The organism is Blastopirellula sp. J2-11 (genome assembly GCF_024584705.1).
Classification (GTDB): domain Bacteria; phylum Planctomycetota; class Planctomycetia; order Pirellulales; family Pirellulaceae; genus Blastopirellula.
This window is the reverse complement of the sequence record NZ_CP097384.1, coordinates 739,630-757,928: the sequence shown is the minus strand read 5'-3', so window position 1 is coordinate 757,928 and position 18,299 is coordinate 739,630. Positions and strand designations below refer to the sequence as shown.

19 protein-coding genes are annotated in these 18,299 nt (G+C 56.7%); 13 read left to right on the top strand and 6 right to left on the bottom strand.

What is annotated here, in order from left to right:
* Positions 1 to 271: 271 nt before the first annotated feature.
* Complete coding sequence (locus tag M4951_RS03110; protein WP_262025028.1) at positions 272 to 1,462, bottom strand: amino acid aminotransferase; 1,191 nt, start codon at positions 1,460 to 1,462, stop codon at positions 272 to 274.
* Between the two features lie 330 nt (positions 1,463 to 1,792).
* On the opposite strand from M4951_RS03110, the gene M4951_RS03105 reads away from it, so the two are divergent.
* From M4951_RS03105 to M4951_RS03080, 6 genes are all read left to right on the top strand, one after another.
* A complete protein-coding gene (locus M4951_RS03105) occupies positions 1,793 to 2,986 on the top strand; it encodes an inositol-3-phosphate synthase (protein WP_262025027.1) in 1,194 nt (397 codons plus the stop codon).
* A 175-nt stretch (positions 2,987 to 3,161) separates the two neighbouring features.
* Positions 3,162 to 3,539, top strand: coding sequence for a hypothetical protein (locus M4951_RS03100; RefSeq protein ID WP_262025026.1), 378 nt, complete (start codon positions 3,162 to 3,164; stop codon positions 3,537 to 3,539).
* A 238-nt stretch (positions 3,540 to 3,777) separates the two neighbouring features.
* Positions 3,778 to 4,308 carry a hypothetical protein gene (locus tag M4951_RS03095; RefSeq protein ID WP_262025025.1) on the top strand — a complete coding sequence of 177 codons (531 nt, stop codon included), beginning with the start codon at positions 3,778 to 3,780 and terminating at the stop codon, positions 4,306 to 4,308.
* A 242-nt stretch (positions 4,309 to 4,550) separates the two neighbouring features.
* The gene (locus tag M4951_RS03090; protein WP_262025024.1) at positions 4,551 to 5,504 is read left to right on the top strand and encodes a sugar phosphate isomerase/epimerase family protein; all 954 of its coding nucleotides are present in this window, start codon (positions 4,551 to 4,553) and stop codon (positions 5,502 to 5,504) included.
* 96 nt (positions 5,505 to 5,600) lie between these two features.
* Positions 5,601 to 5,819, top strand: a complete 219-nt coding sequence (locus M4951_RS03085; RefSeq protein WP_262025023.1) for a hypothetical protein — start codon at positions 5,601 to 5,603, stop codon at positions 5,817 to 5,819.
* A gap of 118 nt (positions 5,820 to 5,937) precedes the next feature.
* Positions 5,938 to 6,174 (top strand): ExbD/TolR family protein, encoded by a 237-nt coding sequence (locus tag M4951_RS03080; protein ID WP_262025022.1) that lies wholly within the window; start codon positions 5,938 to 5,940, stop codon positions 6,172 to 6,174.
* A gap of 534 nt (positions 6,175 to 6,708) precedes the next feature.
* Here M4951_RS03080 and M4951_RS03075 read toward each other — a convergent pair.
* Positions 6,709 to 7,719, bottom strand: coding sequence for a GGDEF domain-containing protein (locus M4951_RS03075; protein ID WP_262025021.1), 1,011 nt, complete (start codon positions 7,717 to 7,719; stop codon positions 6,709 to 6,711).
* Positions 7,720 to 8,042: 323 nt separating this feature from the next.
* Between M4951_RS03075 and M4951_RS03070 the strand changes: the two genes are divergently transcribed.
* The 4 genes from M4951_RS03070 to M4951_RS03055 all read left to right on the top strand — a co-directional run bounded on the left by M4951_RS03070 (position 8,043) and on the right by M4951_RS03055 (position 12,026).
* Positions 8,043 to 9,305: a putative sugar nucleotidyl transferase gene (locus tag M4951_RS03070; RefSeq protein WP_262025020.1), complete on the top strand. Its 1,263-nt coding sequence runs from the start codon at positions 8,043 to 8,045 to the stop codon at positions 9,303 to 9,305.
* A gap of 13 nt (positions 9,306 to 9,318) precedes the next feature.
* Positions 9,319 to 10,200 carry a methylenetetrahydrofolate reductase [NAD(P)H] gene (gene metF / locus M4951_RS03065; RefSeq protein ID WP_262025019.1) on the top strand — a complete coding sequence of 294 codons (882 nt, stop codon included), beginning with the start codon at positions 9,319 to 9,321 and terminating at the stop codon, positions 10,198 to 10,200.
* A gap of 281 nt (positions 10,201 to 10,481) precedes the next feature.
* Positions 10,482 to 11,471 carry a DUF1559 domain-containing protein gene (locus tag M4951_RS03060; protein ID WP_262025018.1) on the top strand — a complete coding sequence of 330 codons (990 nt, stop codon included), beginning with the start codon at positions 10,482 to 10,484 and terminating at the stop codon, positions 11,469 to 11,471.
* Positions 11,472 to 11,531: 60 nt separating this feature from the next.
* The gene (locus tag M4951_RS03055; protein WP_262025017.1) at positions 11,532 to 12,026 is read left to right on the top strand and encodes a carboxypeptidase-like regulatory domain-containing protein; all 495 of its coding nucleotides are present in this window, start codon (positions 11,532 to 11,534) and stop codon (positions 12,024 to 12,026) included.
* Between the two features lie 116 nt (positions 12,027 to 12,142).
* On the opposite strand, the gene M4951_RS03050 is transcribed toward M4951_RS03055, so the two are convergent.
* Together M4951_RS03050 and M4951_RS03045 are read right to left on the bottom strand one after the other, a co-directional pair.
* On the bottom strand, positions 12,143 to 12,547 hold the full coding sequence (locus M4951_RS03050) for a hypothetical protein (RefSeq protein WP_262025016.1): 405 nt from the start codon (positions 12,545 to 12,547) through the stop codon (positions 12,143 to 12,145).
* Positions 12,548 to 12,759: 212 nt separating this feature from the next.
* Positions 12,760 to 13,533 carry a YceH family protein gene (locus tag M4951_RS03045; RefSeq protein ID WP_262025015.1) on the bottom strand — a complete coding sequence of 258 codons (774 nt, stop codon included), beginning with the start codon at positions 13,531 to 13,533 and terminating at the stop codon, positions 12,760 to 12,762.
* Positions 13,534 to 13,683: 150 nt separating this feature from the next.
* Here M4951_RS03045 and M4951_RS03040 point away from each other — a divergent pair, with 150 nt between their 5' ends.
* The 3 genes from M4951_RS03040 (at position 13,684) to M4951_RS03030 (ending at position 16,333) form a co-directional block, all read left to right on the top strand.
* Positions 13,684 to 14,226: a type 1 glutamine amidotransferase domain-containing protein gene (locus M4951_RS03040; protein ID WP_262025014.1), complete on the top strand. Its 543-nt coding sequence runs from the start codon at positions 13,684 to 13,686 to the stop codon at positions 14,224 to 14,226.
* Complete coding sequence (locus M4951_RS03035; RefSeq protein WP_262025013.1) at positions 14,223 to 14,606, top strand: VOC family protein; 384 nt, start codon at positions 14,223 to 14,225, stop codon at positions 14,604 to 14,606. The genes M4951_RS03040 and M4951_RS03035 overlap by 4 nt, the downstream gene beginning before the upstream one ends.
* Positions 14,607 to 14,752: 146 nt before the next feature.
* Positions 14,753 to 16,333 (top strand): NAD(P)/FAD-dependent oxidoreductase, encoded by a 1,581-nt coding sequence (locus M4951_RS03030; RefSeq protein ID WP_262025012.1) that lies wholly within the window; start codon positions 14,753 to 14,755, stop codon positions 16,331 to 16,333.
* 17 nt (positions 16,334 to 16,350) lie between these two features.
* Here M4951_RS03030 and M4951_RS03025 read toward each other — a convergent pair whose 3' ends face one another.
* Together M4951_RS03025 and M4951_RS03020 are read right to left on the bottom strand one after the other, a co-directional pair.
* Positions 16,351 to 17,175 (bottom strand): purine-nucleoside phosphorylase, encoded by an 825-nt coding sequence (locus M4951_RS03025; RefSeq protein WP_262025011.1) that lies wholly within the window; start codon positions 17,173 to 17,175, stop codon positions 16,351 to 16,353.
* A 282-nt stretch (positions 17,176 to 17,457) separates the two neighbouring features.
* Positions 17,458 to 18,291, bottom strand: coding sequence for a purine-nucleoside phosphorylase (locus M4951_RS03020; RefSeq protein ID WP_262025010.1), 834 nt, complete (start codon positions 18,289 to 18,291; stop codon positions 17,458 to 17,460).
* Positions 18,292 to 18,299: the final 8 nt, after the last annotated feature.

The following is an 18,299-nucleotide window of genomic DNA, read 5'->3' as shown; positions in this document are numbered from 1 at the left end:
CTTTGTTCAGCTTGCTGAAAACCGCTCTAGCCCGCCAGCGCCAGCGAGGGAATGCGGCTCGCCACTTCAATCCGTGTTAGGATCGCCAACTCTATTCCCTCGCTGGCGCTGGCGGGCTAGTGTTCAATCGGTTCGAAATAGCGCAACCTCAATACTTGCGCTTCGGGCTACGAAGAGAGAGACGCAGGCTCTTGTGCCCCAGCAAGAAAACAAAAAAGGCTCCGCATCACTGCGGAGCCCTTTTTTTGTTTTCGACGATAATTCCGTTGGCTTACAGCACTGCTTTGATCGCAGCACACAGCTTGCCGACGTTGCTCTCAGAGATCCCGGCGACGTTGATGCGGCCTGAGCCGACGATGTAGATCGCAAACTTGTTGCGGAGTTCGTCGACTTGCACCGGGGTCAGTCCCGAGAACGAGAACATTCCCTTTTGATCGGCGATGAACGAAAAGTCGCGTTCGACGCCGGTCGCTTTCATCGTCTCGACCAGCAGCGTCCGCATCCCGTTGATCCGATCACGCATCGTGGACAATTCGGTTTCCCACTGGGCTCGCAACTTTGGATCGGCGAGCACCGTCTCGACAATCGCGCCGCCATGCGTCGGCGGATTCGAGTAATTGGAGCGGATCGTGTTTTTCAGTTGGCTGAGAACCGCCTGAGCCGCCTCCGCATCGGGTGCGACCGCGGTCAGCGCACCAACCCGCTCGTTATACAGCCCAAAGTTCTTACTGAACGAACTGCAAACCAACAACTCTTTGCCCGGTTGGCTGAGCGCCGCCAGACCGACGGCGTCTTCACACAACCCGTCGCCAAAACCTTGATAGGCGAAGTCGACCAACGGCAACAACTCGCGCCGATGGACAAGTTCGGCGATCGAGCGCCACTGATCGGCGGTCGGATCAATGCCGCTGGGGTTGTGACAACAACCATGCAGCAGCACGACATCGCCGGTCGGAATGTTTTCGAGCGCCGTCATCATTTCGGCAAAGGCCAAGCCGTTGGCCGCTTTGTCGAAATAAGGATATCCGGCCGTTTCGATCCCGGCGGCGGCGAAAATATTGGGGTGATTGGGCCAGGTTGGTTGGCTGAGCCAGACTTTGCGCCCCGGAAAATTTTTGGCGAGAAAGTCAGCGGCGACGCGCAGTCCGCCCGTCCCGCCGGGGGTTTGCACCGTCACGCCGCGTGCCGAGGTGACGATCTCATGATCGCCGCCCAGCATCAGCTCGCGAACCAGGCGACAATACTCGGGTCGCCCGTCGATCGGCAGGTAGGACTTTGTTTTTTCTTCGCTAATCAGGCGTCGTTCGGCCTCTTTCACACAATCCAGAACCGGCGTTACGCCGCTAGAATCCTTAAAAACCCCGACGCTAAGATTGATCTTTTCGGGGTTGGAATCTTTTCGAAACGCCTCGTTGAGGCCCAGAATGGAGTCGGGAGGCGCAGTTTGAACGTTCTGAAACATACCTGTGATTCGCGGTTTGGGGGAAGTAACGGAGTCGTCGGCAGCGTAGGACGCTACAGCGACCAGAAGGTTCACCTAGCGTCCTAAAATCAACCAGAAGGCCAACTTCTGTCGAGCCAACCGGTTCGCGTCCTTGACGAACCGAATTAGTCGTGCCAACAATTAAATGGTACTTGCGAGCGTCTCTTCCAGACAGACCCCACCGGACCGGCCGCTATCCTCTAACGCGTTGGGCGGCCCGCGGAACTTGCCCGCTCGTTTCCGTTCGTCCGCGGTGTTGGTCGTTCGGCAAACCTTCCCTCCCACCCTCCTTGAAAGACGATTGACGCGATGGCACGTTCTCGAGTCGGTATTTGGCTTATTGGAGCTCGCGGCGGCGTCGCCGCGACCACGATCGTTGGCTTGGCTGCGTTGCGCCGCGGATTGGTCGATACGGTTGGTCTGGTCAGCGAACTGCCGCAGTTTGCTGAACTTGGTTTGGCGACTTGGGACAATCTGGTCATCGGCGGGCACGAGATCCGCAACGTCACTTTGTACGATGCGGCCCAGCAGTTGGTCGACGTCAGCCGTGCGCTTGACCCGCGTCTGGTCGTCGCGGTGAAAGAAGACCTCGATGCGATCGACGCCAATATCAAAGATGGCACGCTGCTGAATGTCGGCGCCAAAATCGCCGGACTCGCAAAAGATGAGCTGCGCGAAAAGAAAGAGACGCCGCGGCAAGCGATCAGCCGCATCCAGGCCGACATCTCCGCGTTCGCCAAACAGCACGAACTCGCCGACGTCATCGTGATCAACGTTTCGTCGACCGAACCTCCCTTTGACGACAGCAAGCTGCCGACCAGTTGGAACGAATTGGCTCCGCTGTTGGAAACCGGCGAATGCCATCTGCCGGCGAGCAGCCTATATGGCGCCGCGGCGCTGGAGCTCGGTTTTCCTTACGTGAACTTCACGCCGTCGGTCGGCACCGCCATCCCGGCGCTTTGCGATTTGGCCGAGCAAAAGAAAACCTGCCACATGGGGCACGACGGCAAGACCGGCGAGACGCTGCTCAAAAGCACGCTCGCGCCGATGTTCGCTCATCGCAACCTGCAAGTGATGAGCTGGGTCGGCCACAATATCTTCGGCAACATGGACGCCACCGTGTTGGATGATCCCGAGAACAAAAAGACCAAAGCGACCAGCAAAGATCGTCTGCTAGGCGAGATCTTCGGCTACCATCCGCAAACGCTGGTCACGATTGAGAAGATCGACAGCATGGGGGACTGGAAGACCGCTTGGGATCATATTCACTTTAAAGGATTCCTCGGCACGCCGATGGTGATGCAATTCACCTGGCAAGGCGCCGATTCGCTGTTGGCCGCTCCGTTGGTGATCGACCTGGCCCGCTTCGCCGAACTCGCCCATCGCCGCGGAGAAACAGGCTTGCTGACTTCGCTCGCTTGCTTCTTCAAGTCTCCGCTGGGGACAAATCAAAATGATTTCGCCAAGCAGTTTGACATGCTTGAGGCCTGGACGAAAAGCTAGCAGCGTTGCGGCGTAAGCAGTTACGAACCTTAAGAAGGTTTCATCTTATTTGGCATGCGAATTCTGCCAAATACGATTCGCTTCGCGGGCGAACAATGTCTATAGTTGAAACTCAACGAAGTCGCTCGACATTCAGCGACTTCTTCGAGTTCCTACCTAGGGGACACTTGACGCAATGCAACGGATCTACACGCAACTGCTGGTATGGCTAGTGATCGTCAGCCTCTTCGCTGCGACTCCGATCGCCTGCATGTCGGTGCTGACCGTTTCGCCGGAAACTGCCGCTGCCGCCGGGAAAACGAACTCCGCCGCGTCATCCCCCAGCGCAAGCGATGCTCACTTCGGCGTAACCGATCATCGCATCGATCGCCTCCTATACTTCGAAGGCAAAACGGAAGAAGAGTCGCGTGACGTTTTTCCGTACGCCAAACATCTCTCCCCCTTCGTTGACTCGCTCCCAGGCGTCCAGTCGGTCGCAGCGCGTCAACTTCTCCACTCGGCAAACCGCAGTCTTCAGTCCGCGCCGTCGATGTCGCGCCCTCTGCGGTTGTAAATTTCTTCTGCCTTGAGACTCCCTTTCGCTCTCAACACGCGTTTCCCTTCCGTGTGACGGTTCCTGCGATTTCGTAAGTCGTCTATGACTGCGCGAATCACTGATCCGGCGTGAATGCGAAAGGATGGCTTTGTCGCTCCCAATAGTTCGTTTCGCCTGTCGATCGGCGCACACGCGCGCGATTGGCCCTGCGTGACGACTTGCACTCACCTAACCTTCCCAGAGAGAGGCGCCGATCATGAACCATCGAACCCTAAATGTGATTATCAACCGTCACGCCGCCCAAAATCCTCGTCGTCATCACGATCCGATCGACGATACGATTCGCCAGGTTGCTGACTTGCTAAAACAAGGCCGCGCTGACAAAGCGCTGCATTTGCTCCGACCCAGCAAACGCAATCACGACGCCCGCCTGATCAACGCGCGCGGAGTTTGCCAGATGCGGCTCGGCTTGATTGACCAAGCGGTCAGCACCTACCGCACGCTGGTGCTGGGACCGGTCGGGATGTTCCTGGCGGTTCGCAAAGCGCTGCCCGATGCATTCAAGACCAACCTTGCGACTGCGCTGCTGCTAAAAGGAGAAGTCTCTGCAGGCGAAGATGTGCTCGACGAGATCGAAAACCAAGACTACCCGACCGTAGGCGACCTGCGCAAAGTGATCGCCGTTTGGCGACAAGAGTTGTCACTGTGGGAGAAGATCGAAGATCAACTCGGCGTCACCCCCTACCATCCGGTGACGCTTCCCTTCAAGCCGGGCGAACTGGCCTAGACGTTATTTCTGATCGTGAATCAGGGAGGGATGATGCCCTATCCATTGTCCCCCCTGTTTTACGTCAGAAAAAAGAAATGCTTTCCGCTTCTCACTGACGCCGAAATTTCATTCGTCTAAATTGAGAAATAGCTACAAACCCCGTCAGAAAACCTGCGCAGCTGCTCTAGAAATGCGTAGTCGGTAAGCCGATCGTCTCATACGATGGAAGTTCGCTTATTCCTTTTCTAGAGAGACGCCGTATGTACCGTTCGAGACGCGAATTCCTGTCTGCCGCCGCGGCCGTCGCCGCTCTTGCTCCACTCAGCCGAACCACGTCCGCAGAGGAACCTGCCGCCGCCGAAGCCGCATTGGCCCAGAGAAAGATCGCCAATCGCATCGCTGTCTCGACCTACTCGTTCTGGCAATTCCGACACGAGCATCTCCGCGACGTCGAGAAGTGCATCACCCTGTCGGCCGAAATGGGTTTTGACGCCGTCGAGATCTTGCATCGCCAGATGACCAACGAGACGCCCGCCTATCTGCAGAAGCTGAAACGGACGGCGCTGGTCAACGGAGTCGATCTCTGCGGCTTCTCGACCCACCAAGGTTTCCTCTCGCCCGACAAAGAGAAACGTCAGAAAAACATCGACGAGACCATTCGCTACATCCGCATGGCGTACGAAATGGGAATCCCAACGATGCGGGTCAACACCGGCACTTGGGGAACCAGCAAAGACTTTGATGACCTGATGGCGCATCGCGGAATCGAGCAGCCGATTGACGGCTACACCGACGAAGATGGCTTCCAATGGGTGATCGACAGTCTGGAGAAATGCTTGCCGGAAGCCGAAAAGTGCGGCGTGTTGCTAGGGTTGGAAAACCACTGGGGCTTAGGTCGAACCCCGGAAGGCGTGCTGCGCATCGTCGACGCGATCGATAACCCCTGGCTGCAGGTCACCTTGGACACCGGCAATTTCCTGGAAGATCCCTACGACCGTCTAGCTCTGATGGCGCCCAAGACGGTCTATGTCCAGGCCAAAACCTATATCGGCGGTGGTCTTTGGTACAGTTTGGACTTGGACTATCCACGGATCGCAAAGCTTTTGCAGCAGCAGAGTTACCGCGGTTATGTCTCGCTCGAGTTTGAAGGCCGAGAAGACCCCCTGATTGGAATTCCCCAAAGTTTATCGCTTCTTCGCAGCGCTTTCGCCTAAACAACGGACGGTGAAACGCCTATAATGAAGGATCAAGGGGCGACAATCTTGTTTTACGTAGATTGCCCCCTTTTACCCCCGCGCAGGAGTTTGCCGATGAGTCGCTCCGCCGTCGCCTTGTTGATCGTACTTACTGCGATCTTTGGTTATTTCAGCATGGTTGGGGTCGCGATCTTCTCGCGTGGCGCCCCGGAGAACCATTTCCAGACGCCGCAAAGTTTAATCGCGGCGCCAAGCGTTGAAGCACCGACCGCTCTCCCTGCGGTCGATCTCAACGAAAGTGCTGACCCCACCGCGACCGGCGCCCAAGAGTAGCACTCGACGGCGCCTTCCTGAATGTCCGGTGTCCACGCTTCTTGAGATGCGAACCTACCGCTACCGAACTCGGTCTTATCAGCGAGTGGGTAAACGTCTTTAAACTCCTAGCCTTGCCATGAATCTGGAAACTGACAATCAACCGCTCGACGTCGTCTTATCGGGGTCGGGGAAAATCTTCATCAACGGAGTGGAAGCGCTGCTCGACGCGCACTTGCGCCGTCTCTGTGCACGAGCCAGCTGCGCTCGTAGCGTACGGATCTTTGCTGGCGAAGAATGCCGCTTTGATCACGTAGCCGAGATCTTCCGCGTCTGTCGCCAATGGGGCGTGGCGGAAGTTTCGCTCGCCAGCTAAAAGCGATCGAAGTCGCCTCTTTTCTCATCGCCCGCTGCGCGAGTTTTGCAATTGCGCCTTTTTGTAATTCCGTAAGCATAGAACACGGGTGAGGCACGATAAAACAGGGTCCGAATCAGTCGAAAATCGTCACACTAGAGCGGTTTTCAGCAAGCTGAACAAATAGTCGCGTTTCGGTCCGGCTGCTCCCGCGAAATTAGCCGCACGGCGTTAGCCGCGGTTTCTTGCAGGAACTCATTGACGACGGAAAATTGAAGACAAGAAACCACGGCTAACGCCGTGCGGCTGATGTCGATAGAGAAAAAAACGCCACGACCTACCCTTTCTATCGTTTGAAAATCAAAATGGGGCAGCTCGTAGCAAAACGCTCTAGTGTTCGATTGATTCGAAATAGCGCAACTTCAAAGCTCGCGCGTCGGGCTACGAAGAGAAATGGGCGTCTGCGATTTCAAATTGCGAACCTTCCAAACGCCCGCCACAGCTCACAATTTTCCGCTTCCCGCTTTCTCTTAAATCTTCAACATTCCCGTCCACTTAGTGCGTCGCATCCATCAAACGCGTACGCAGATCGGCGCAGACTTCGTGGAACTCGCGAGCAGGCTCGACTTGGTCGCCGGTCGCGGGAAGAATCGACACGATGCGTTGACCGTCGAAATAATAGCCGCGATCACGACCTCCTGACTTTGCGGCGTAGAGCGCTTCGTCCGCTTTGGCGACCAGTTCTTCCGGTCCATTCAGATCAGCGACTTGCGCGACGCCGACGCTGATCGTGAGCGGAATTTCGACGTCTCCCACGCAAAAGAGTTGTTCGCGAACCGCAGTGATAATGCGCAGCGCGGCTTCGTTTCCCTTGTCGAATTCGGTTTCGGGCAACAGGATCGCAAACTCTTCGCCGCCATATCGCGTGACATAATCGGCGTCGCGCGTCGTATGGACCAGCGTCTTGGCGATCGACTGTAAGACCGCGTCGCCGATCAGATGCCCATGCTTGTCATTGATCTTTTTGAAGTGATCGATGTCGGCCAGTAACACGCAAAACGGACGTTGCTTGCGTTTCCACATCGCCCACCGCTTTTGCAGTTCTTCGTCAAACGCGCGGCGATTGAAGAGTTTGGTCAGACAATCGGTGCGAGCTTCCGAGAGGGTCGTCGCTAGTTGTTCGGTTTGTTCGTTGATCAAAGATTCGGCTCGCTTCAGACGGTCCTGAAGACCATCGTTCGCATCGTTCATCATCTTCAACAATTCAATCGCTTGCTCTAGCGATTTCGATCCAGACGGCGTTCGGCGAGCGTCGTCGATCCGCTCTTCGATGGTGGCCATCACGTCACGCTGCTCATGGACATCGCCGGCCAGGCCATGCATGAATCTCGACATGCGCTGCAAGATCACCGCCGCCTTCTCCGCTTCAGCGGCCGACGATTCGGCCGGCGCGTGAGAGTCGCGCATGAGCTTGATGCCGATCCAGAGCCCCGCCAGCAGCGGAAAGACGCCGCAAGTCATGCCGATCAGAAATGTCGAAAACTGAATCGTCGAAACCGATTCCATAGTTACCGCCGCGCCTCGCAGGATCAAAGTTGGATGATCAATCCAAAACTAGATCATTGCACGAAAAATAACGGCTTAACCAATAGCTTTTTCTTGCATCCTTCGGTAGATCGTAGCCTTTGAGCGCCGGATATTCGGGTCAGCAGGAACAGTCTGATAGCGCCGACTACGCTAAATTTCGGCGAAATCGGGCCGTTGACGGCCCGGAAAGAGGGGAGCCGCCGTTGACCCTCCCCGACAGGGCGCCTATCGTAGCGTGCTGAACCGCCGTTTGTTGACAAGCGGTGACCTGTCCGCATTGAATCGCGGTTTTCTGAGGGGGAATGAATCCCTTGCCCATGAATATCGTCCTGTTTGAAGACGCTGCCGTCGCCAAGCTCTATCCGATCACCGTCGGTCGGCCGGCGTACGCAATCAGCTGTGCTAGCTACACGCTGGTCGATCTGCTGACCCCCTGCAGCGATGCAATCCGGGGAGTGGTTCGCCCCCATCTGATCGAACTGCAAAAGTGCGATCGCCCCGAGCTGCACCAAACAGCGCTGGATAACGGCCAGCCGACGCTGTTGCTCAACTCCGTCGTTGCGCCGACGGCCGCCAATCGACTGGCGCTGGTCGAGTGGGCCGCCGCCAAAAAGCCGGGAGCCATCTACAGCGGCGATCGCTTGCTCGCCGCACTATTGCCGGCCAATGCATCCCTTCCCGGTCGCGAGGCCAACGCCTACGAGCTGCGTGACTATCTCAGCAGCCCTGCGATCGCCAAGCTGCCGGCCGCCAAGTGCAAGCTCACCTGGTTCGATTATCCCCACGATGTTGTCCAGGCGAACCTGGATACGTTCACCCCGAACCTCGAACTCCGCCTGCGCGAAGGCGCCTATACCGAAAAACAAGACGGCCTGTTTCTGGCCGGTTCGGCCCAGATCGGCGATCATGTCGTTTGGGATTCGTCGACCGGACCGATCATTGTGGAGCCGGACGCGACGATTGGGCCCTACTGCTATATCCGGGGTCCCGTTTATATTGGACGTGGCGCTCGACTCCTGGAACATTCGGCGATCAAAGATTCCGTTTCCCTCGCCCATACGACCAAAATCGGCGGCGAGGTCGAAGGAACCGTGATCGAACCTTATTCCAACAAACAGCATCATGGTTTCCTGGGGCATAGCTACCTGGGAAGCTGGGTCAACTTGGGCGCCGGCACCTCGAACAGCGACCTAAAGAACACCTACGGTACGGTGAAAATGGAGTACCGTGGTGAGAAGGTCGCCACCGGGATGCAGTTCCTGGGCGCGATCGTCGGCGACTACGCCAAGACGGCGATCAATACCGGCATATTCACCGGCAAGACGGTCGGCGTGTGCAGCATGCTGTATGGCTTTGTTACGACCAACGTCGCCAGCTTTGTTAACTACGCCCGTTTGTTCGGTCAGGTGACCGAGATGACGGCCGATGTGATGATCGCAACGCAAGAGCGGATGTTCCTGCGGCGCAAAGTGACGCAGCGCGCATGCGACATCCAGCTGATTCACGATATGTATTTACTGACGCAAGACGAACGGCAACTAGCCGGCGAACCGCTGGCTCTTTAACCGAAGCCCTACTATGAACCTCGCAGACTACTACTCCCCCGGTCGACTCGGACTTTCGTTTGAACTCTTCCCCCCCAAGACCGACAAGGGGGACGCATCGTTGATGCTGCATGTCGAGAAGCTGGTGAAATTCAAACCAGACTACATCACCTGCACCTACGGCGCCGGCGGATCAACGCGCGGCAAGACGCTCGACATTGTCGAGAAGGTGAAGCAAGTCTTCGGCGTACCGGTCGCGTCGCACCTGACGCTCGTTGACTCGACGGTCGGCGATCTGCGGCTTTACCTGGCCGAAGCGGAACGTCGCGGCGTCGACTACATCGTCGCGCTGCGAGGAGATCCCCCGCAAGGACAGACGAAATTTCGCCCCACCGCCAAAGGACTCAGCTACGCCAGCGAACTGGTCGAACTGATCAAGGACGAGTTTCAAGAGTTTGGCGTCGCCGTCGCCGGCTATCCCGAGAAACACCAAGAAGCCGAATCGCTCGACTTCGACATCGACCGCTTAAAGCACAAGGTCGATTGCGGCGCCGACATCATCATCACGCAGCTCTTCTATCGCAATCAAGATTTCTACGCGTTCCGCGAAAAGTGCGCCGCCGCTGGAATTAACGTGCCGATCATCCCCGGCATCTTCCCGATCGTCAACGGCGCCCAGATCCAACGGATCGCAACGATGTGCGGCGCCAAGTTCCCCCGCGCGTTGGTCGAAGCGCTGCAAAAGAAACCGGACGATACCGACTACCACATGCAAGTCGGCGTCGAATACGCATCCAAGCAAATTGAAGAACTAACCGAAGCCGGCATCCCCGGGCTCCACTTCTACGTGCTGAATCGATCCGAAGCGACCGCCGCAATCTTGGCGAACGTCCGCTACGCCAAGAGCCGAACCTAGAACAGCGTGCCACGGCTCTGCGAGCCGTGCGCCCTGCTACTGGTAACGACACAAAACAGCCCTGCGTGCAATCACGCGGGGCTGTTTTCTTTCTTGGCAGCTTGCCGACGCAGCGCAAGAAATCTCAGCCCCTGAGATCTGCTTTTCCAGCTCGCGCGATCGGTCCGGGCTTTTCGTGATATTGTACGAAAAATAGTGGCATTGCCTCCCAAAGTAGGTAGAATGCGATCCGTTCTAGAAAATTAGCCTTTACTTTGATAATTTTCCCTAGAGAGGCGGCTATGATACGTCCTATCAAATCTGGATTTACGCTTGTTGAACTTCTCGTCGTTATCGCAATTATTGGGGTCTTAATCGCCTTGTTGTTGCCTGCCGTGCAACAAGCGCGAGAAGCGGCGCGACGCATGAGTTGCACGAATAACATGAAACAGATCGGGATCGGACTGCATAACCATCACGATACCTACGGCAAGTTTCCGCCCGGCATGCTGACGCAAGATCCTTATCTGCCGGGCGCAACGACGCCGACTCGCACCTGGAACAATCACGGCGTCTTTTGGTCCACGTTCCTCCTTCCGTATGTTGAGCAAAACGCGCTCTTCGATTTACTCTCGGAACATCTCAACAATTTCGACCGCCAAGCTCCGTTCCAGTGGTGGTCGCATCCCAGCGGCAATCTGGCCTCGAATATCGTTCCAGGCTACATGTGCCCTAGCGACACTTCCGGCGATTACTTCCCCGGTTTTCCCGAATGGAAACATGGAAAGTCCAACTATGTCGCCGTCGCCGCATCGGGCTATTCGGGACAAGATCTTGGGGACGCTGATCGAGACTCGCCTACCCGCGCCGTTCCGATCCCCGGCTATACTCTACCGGGCTACAACGCAACGTATAACGGTTGCTTCTGGCACAACAGCAAGACAAATTTCGCCAGTATTACCGATGGCTCCAGCAATACGTTTCTGGTCGCCGAGCGAGATGGCTTGGCCATCCCCAACGGGCGCAATGCTTCGCATTGGATGGGTCCGGACAACGCGACTTTTCTCAACCAAGGGATGACCGGCATCGACGCCGATCCCACCTATCGCTTAAACGTGACGCCGACCGGTATTGATCTCAACCAATGGGACACGCCTGGTAGTCTTCACACCGGTGGCGCCAATTTCTTGCTGGGAGACGGTTCCGTTCACTTTATTTCCGACACGATCGACGGACTTACCTATGAAGGCTTGGGATCACGCAACGGAGGCGAGGTCGCAAACCTGCCTTAGTCGCAGTCGTATGGCATGCTATCGGTTCACATCTTCCTGAATAAATAGTAAGGAGATTCCATGTTCTCTTCTTGTCACAGCAGCGGCGCAACCATCGCCGCGCTGCTGGCCCTCGCTTCGCTGGGCCTGACTGGCTGCCAAGAATCGATCGGCGCTCACGTCACAGGCGTCGTCACCTATCAAGGCGAGCCGCTGCCTTTCGCAGACATCCGTTTCCTACCGGATCCCTTGGGGCCGCGCGGCGCCATCGCCAAAACCGACGACGCCGGACGCTACGAATTGATGTTTGACGTCGATACCGTCGGCATCTATCCCGGCGAATATAAAGTGGTTATCTCGACTCGCGGAAGCGCGGCGCAAGCGAAGCGTCAGCAAGCCCCTGCCCCCTCGGCGGATACGGCAGACGCAGCGAATCCGTATGCGAATAACCGATCCTCCGATGTGATCGTTGGCGGAAGAGAAATGCTGCCGATGAAATATTGCTCCTCCAAACAAACCGTGCTCACTGCGAACGTTCAAGAAGGATCGAATACGATCGACTTTCATTTGGATTAACAAAAACTCGCAAAGACGTGCGGCGCAATCCCCTGCGAGCGGTGGCTCCTGCTACTGGTAACGACACAAAAACAGCCCTGAGTGCAATCACGCGGGGCTGTTTTTGTGTCTGGAGATCACACCGGAAACATCACGTCCGTGATCCCCAGAATTGCGTAGGCTCGCCCAACTGCAGAGTTAATCTTCTGACATTGCCGCGCTGCGTCGTTACCGGAAATATTCTCTTTCCATTGGCGGCCTTGCTCGCGGTAGTATGTCGCATCGGAAAGGCGTACTTCGATCGACTCGGCTAGGTTACGAAAATCGATCAAGCGACATTTCGCCGAACTTTGCATGCCACGCTGCAACATGTCCCTCAAGACTTCCGCCGAATCCGCCAACCAACTCACTAGTTCGGTAATCGATCGATCGACTAACAGATGGTCCAAACCGGCTTCGCTCCATTCGGCGTACGAAATGCGAGCCTCCGCCGACCGCAGCACGCCGTAGTCAAATACCTGATCACAATCGGTACAGACCATCGCGCCATCCGCCACCGATCTTCGCTTTGACAGATCACTTAGATCCAAATAGAGCGTGTCACATTCGGCGCACACCACAAAAGGATGCCGGCAGCGGGAACATCGAAATGGAAAAGGGGTCTGGTCGCCGCAACAATCAAACGCTTCCCATTGAAGCGTTTGATTGATCACCCAGGAAGGTCGCGGCGATGACACATCCACAATGAACTCCCCTACCCCAAGTTCGACCACAAGTCCTCAATATCCTTCTTCATCCGCCCCATCTCTCCCTTAAGATCTTCAATCTCTTTCCGCAGCTCACGGACCAGCGGGCTCTCATTCGGTCCGTCCGTCGCTTCGATCGGCGGCTTGGCGGACGGCACAGTCGTTGCGCCGCCCTGGCCGACGGGATGCGCCTGCACGACGGGGCGCTGCGACAACGGCGTGGTAACGGAGACTCCGCCCCCAAATTGCCGCCGCTGATCTTCCATCTCGCGCTCAGGAAAGAGCCCGTGCGTGACGACCTGGCCGCGACCTTCGGGCGTCAGCGCGACGACCAATCCCTTCTCCTGCAGACCACGGAGGATCGGCTGCAAGGTTCCCATGTCCGGAATCTTCCCCATCCGGGCGGCGCGTCCGCGGAGCTCGCCGACCGTTTGCGAGCCGCGGAGCAGCAGCTCGGCCATGATCGCCAGCTCGTTCCCTTCGCATTGGAGCCAGTCTTTCATGTAATGACGAAACTTGACGACACGGCCATCTCCGTGCACTTCGGCCACGGCGCCCAGCTCTCGTAGTTGCTCGAGCGCTTCTTCGATATCGTCGGTGTCCAGATTCATCTGCGGATCGCGGTTGCTCTTTTGATTGCAACCGGTCGTCAACGCGTTTAGCGTCATCGGATAGGCGTCTGGGGTCGTCTTCGCTTTTTCGATTAACACGCCCAAAACGCGGCGTTGGATAGAGGTCACGGGGCGCCACTGCTTTTCGCCGCCGGAGTTTTCATGGTCCATGGGGCCCTAGCTCCTTCTTATCGGGGTGCAAAATCTCGTCACGCCGCAGAATAGTGCGCCGCGAAAGGTGGTGCAAGTCGACGCATGGCCAGACGATTGTTCGCGCGGTACAAAGGTTCTTTTCCCGCGATAAAACAGACCGAGGATGCGATGAACGCAAGCAAGCCGCTGACCGGCAAACGGATCGTCATTTTCGTCGGCGATATTTACGAAGATCTGGAGCTGTGGTATCCCCACCTGCGGCTGATCGAAGCTGGCGCACAGTCGGTTTTGGCCGGTCCCGAAGCGGGCGTCACCTACGCCGGCAAGCATGGCTATCCGGCGAAAAGCGACATTTCGATCGCTGACGTCGATCCCAGCCAATTTGACGGCGTGATCTGCCCCGGCGGGTTCATGCCCGACAAGCTGCGCCGCGACGACAAGGTGAAAGAGATCCTGCGCCATTTCGATCAACAGCAACAGCTGATCGCCGCCGTTTGCCACGGCGGGTGGATGCCGATTTCGGCCGGCGTTTATCAAGGCGTGCGCACCACCGGTTCGCCGGGGATCAAAGATGACCTGATCAACGCCGGCGCGATCTGGGAAGATGCGTCGGTCGTGATCGATCGACATCATGTCACCAGCCGCAAGCCGGACGACTTGCCCGACTTCTGCGTGGGGATCTTGCAAGTTTTGACAGGCGCCGCGCAATGAGCCTGGCCCACTTTACGCTGGCGACGCGCGACGCCGAAACGACCGCGTCGTTCTTTACGCAGATCTTCGGCTGGAAGCGGCTCAACGTTCCCGGCAACACCGACGTGCTGGCGATCTGGCTCGACATCGGCCAGGACCAGCAGATGCATGTGCTGCAGATCGAAGGGTTTGAGGTCTCGCCGTTTGAAAAGGAATTTGGGCGTCATTTCGCTTTTTTCTTTCCCGCCGCCGAGTTGCCGGAGATTCGCGATCGTCTGACTGCGGCCGGCGTCATGGTGATCCCGCCGATTCGAGAAACGCCGTTCGAGCGATTCTTTTTCCAGGACCCAACTGGCTATATGTGGGAAGTGATCGACCGCGATCATTTTGTGCGGGAATAACGCTTGCGCCGATTGTAAGGAAGAGTCGTGGGCGACTCGACGAGAATTTGACCTACTCTTTACGGAGTTCGCGTTATAGCGGCGAACAATAAAGAGTGCTTCAAAACGTCCCCACCTTCTTTCTTTCGATTGATCAGGCTTACCCCATGGATCGCCAAACAGCCATCATTATTGGCGCCGGACCTGCCGGCTTAACCGCCGCTTATGAACTGCTGACGCGGACCAAGATCAAGCCGATCGTCCTGGAAATGTCGGACATGGTCGGCGGCATCTCGCGCACGATCAACTACAAGGGGAATCGCATCGACATCGGCGGACACCGCTTCTTCTCGAAGTCGGACCGCGTGATGGACTGGTGGGTCAATATGCTGCCGATCGAAGAAGGCGCCGACGCGAGCTTCACGATCAAGTACCAAAATCAAACGCGCGACATCTCGCACAACGGCAACGGCAAAGGCGCCGACCCCGATAAAGTAGATGATGTGATGCTGGTTCGTCCCCGCAAGAGCCGCATCTACTTCCTGCGGAAATTTTTTGACTATCCGATTTCGCTAAGCGCCGAAACAATCACCAACCTCGGTCCCGTCCGCATGGCGAAGATCGGCACGAGCTATCTGCAAGCGCGATTGTTTCCGATTAAAAACGAACAGAACCTCGAGCAGTTCTTTATCAATCGCTTCGGCAAAGAGCTCTATCTGACCTTCTTCAAATCCTATACCGAGAAGGTCTGGGGCGTGCCCTGCGACGAAATCAGCGCCGCTTGGGGCGCCCAACGGATCAAGGGTTTGTCGATCACCAAAGCGATCATGCACGCGGTAAAAAAACCGTTCAAGAAGAAGGACGTCAGTCAGAAAGGGGTCGAGACCTCGCTGATCGAGCAGTTCCTCTATCCCAAACATGGTCCGGGCCAAATGTGGGAAACCTGTGCGAAGAAGATCGTCGAACTTGGCGGCGAACTCCATCATGGCGCTAAGGTCGATCAATTGCACGTCGAGGGAGACAAAATCGTCGGCGTGACGGTGGTGAACCAGCAAGGCGAAAAACGCCGCATCGACGGAGACTATGTCTTCTCGACAATGCCGATCAACGAACTGATGCGCTCGATGGACAGCGAAGTTCCGGCCAACGTTAAAGAGGTGAGCGAAGGGCTGCAATTTCGCGACTTTATCACCGTCGGCATGTTGGTCAACAAGCTGAAAATCAAAGAAAACACCCCGCAGGGTGAACAACTGGTCCGCGACAACTGGATCTACATCCAAGAACGCGACGTGCTGATCGGCCGTCTGCAGATTTTTAACAACTGGAGCAAATACCTGGTCGCCGACCCAAACACGGTCTGGATGGGGCTAGAGTATTTCTGCTACGAGAATGACGATCTTTGGAACAAGTCGGACGAAGAAATGGCGGAACTCGGCAAAATGGAACTCGCCAAAATCGACATCATCGACGAGAACGAAGTGCTCGACGCGACCGTGATTCGCGTCCCCAAAACCTATCCCGCCTACTTCGGCACTTACGATCGATTTAACGAGATTCGCGAGTATGTCGACAAGTTCGACAACTTGTATCTGATCGGCCGCAACGGGATGCACCGCTACAACAACCAAGACCATTCGATGCTCGCGGCCATGACCGCCGTCGACAACATCTGTGCAGGCTCGACCGAAAAGAACAACGTTTGGGACGTTAACACCGAGCAAGAGTATCACGAAGAAGCGAAGAAGTAATCTTCGCGGATCGTAACTTAGGCTTCGCGAATCACTTCCCGCACGATCCGCCGCAGCTTCGGCTCGGCGCCTTTGGCTGCGTTGACCACGTCATACTTGCCGACGCGTCCTAGATCGTCCGGCAGACAAACGTTGGTCACGGTCGACAGCGCCAGAACCTGCAAACCGCATTGCCGAGCGACAATCACCTCGGGCACCGTCGACATGCCGACGACATCGCCGCCGATGTTGCGTAGAAAACGATATTCGGCGCGGGTCTCATAATTTGGTCCGCTCATCGCGACGTACACCCCTTGATGAACGCGAATCGCTTCACGGCGCGCGATCTCGGCGGCTCGCTCTAGCAAGTTGCGATCATACGGAGAGGACATGTCGGGAAAGCGTTCGGCCTGCTTCGTTTCGTCGGCGTGCCCTTGCAGCGGACTGCGCCACATCAGGTTGATGTGATCTTCAATCAGCATGATGTCGCCCGACTCATAGTAAGGATTCATCCCGCCCGACGCGTTGCTGACGACCAACAGATCAGCGCCCAGCGCCTTCATCACGCGAACCGGCAGCGTGATCTGGTCGAGCGAGTATCCCTCGTAGAGATGAAAGCGACCTTCCATCACCAAGACGTCGACGCCTGCCAACTTGCCGCCGATTAAGCGACCGGCATGGCTGAGCGCGGTCGTTTGAGGAAAGTACGGCAGGTCGTCGTAGTCGATCGACGCCTCGACGTCGATTCCTTCGGTGAGACTCCCCAATCCGGTCCCGAGAATCACGCCCGCTTTGGGACGGCGATTCCAACGGCGACGGACCGCGGCGGCGATTTCCTCCACTTCAGCAGACAGTCGAAACAAATCCCGGCCTCTCCCTCAGCCTACGTTATTGACGCGCGAGTTTTTAAGTTGCACTATGTCGAACCATCGAGACACTAGCCCGCTGCGCGAGCGAGGGAATGCGGTAGGCAATTCCAACTCGGATTGAATTGGCGAACCGCATTCCCTCGCTCGCGCAGCGGGCTAGTGTGAATGTCTCCGGTTGAATTCTGACCCTGTTGTTCCGTCCATCATCCGTGGTTTCGGCGTTTGCTATTTCTGCGTTTCTCACAACCGACGCCGCTTGGATCGTTATACGCGACATTAACCGCCGGCTTGAACGCGGGCCAACACTCCTTTGACCAACGTGCACAAACGGGGCTGGGCTTCGTTGGCGGTCGCGATAATATCGGCGACATTCGCCGGCTTCAGCGCGTCAGGCAAGCAGAGGTCGGTGATGATCGACATCGCGATCACTTTCATGCCGCAGTGGACTGCGACGATCACTTCCGGCACGGTCGACATGCCAACCGCATCGGCGCCGATCTGACGCAGGAAACGATACTCGGCACGCGTTTCCAGATTCGGACCGGCCACCGCAACAAAGACTCCCTTGTGTGCGACGATGTTCTCTTGCCGCGCGATTTCCAGCGCCATATCAACCAGCGAAAGATCGTATGGTTCGCACATATCCGGAAAACGGGGCCCCAGACGATCGTCGTTGATCCCAATCAGCGGGTTGTCGCCCAGCAGATTGATTTGATCTTCGATCACCATGATGTCGCCGCAATGAAAATAAGGATTCATCCCGCCGGAGGCATTGGAGCAAACCAGCAGATCGGCGCCGAGCGCTTTCATCACGCGGACCGGCAGCGTGATCTGTTTCAGCGAGTACCCTTCGTACATGTGGAAGCGGCCTTCCATCGCTACCACCGGCAGTCCATTCAGCGTGCCGCAAACCAAACGTCCACGATGGCTGACGGCCGTTGACGAAGGAAAGTGCGGAATCTCTTCATATTCGAGCGACGCTTCGACTTCGATTTCCTCGACCAATCCGCCCAACCCGGTTCCCAAAATAATACCGGCGGTCGGGACTTTGTCCCATTTTTTGCGGATCGCGGCGACCGCTTCTTCGATTTTGTCGAACAGGTCGAGCATGGACGATA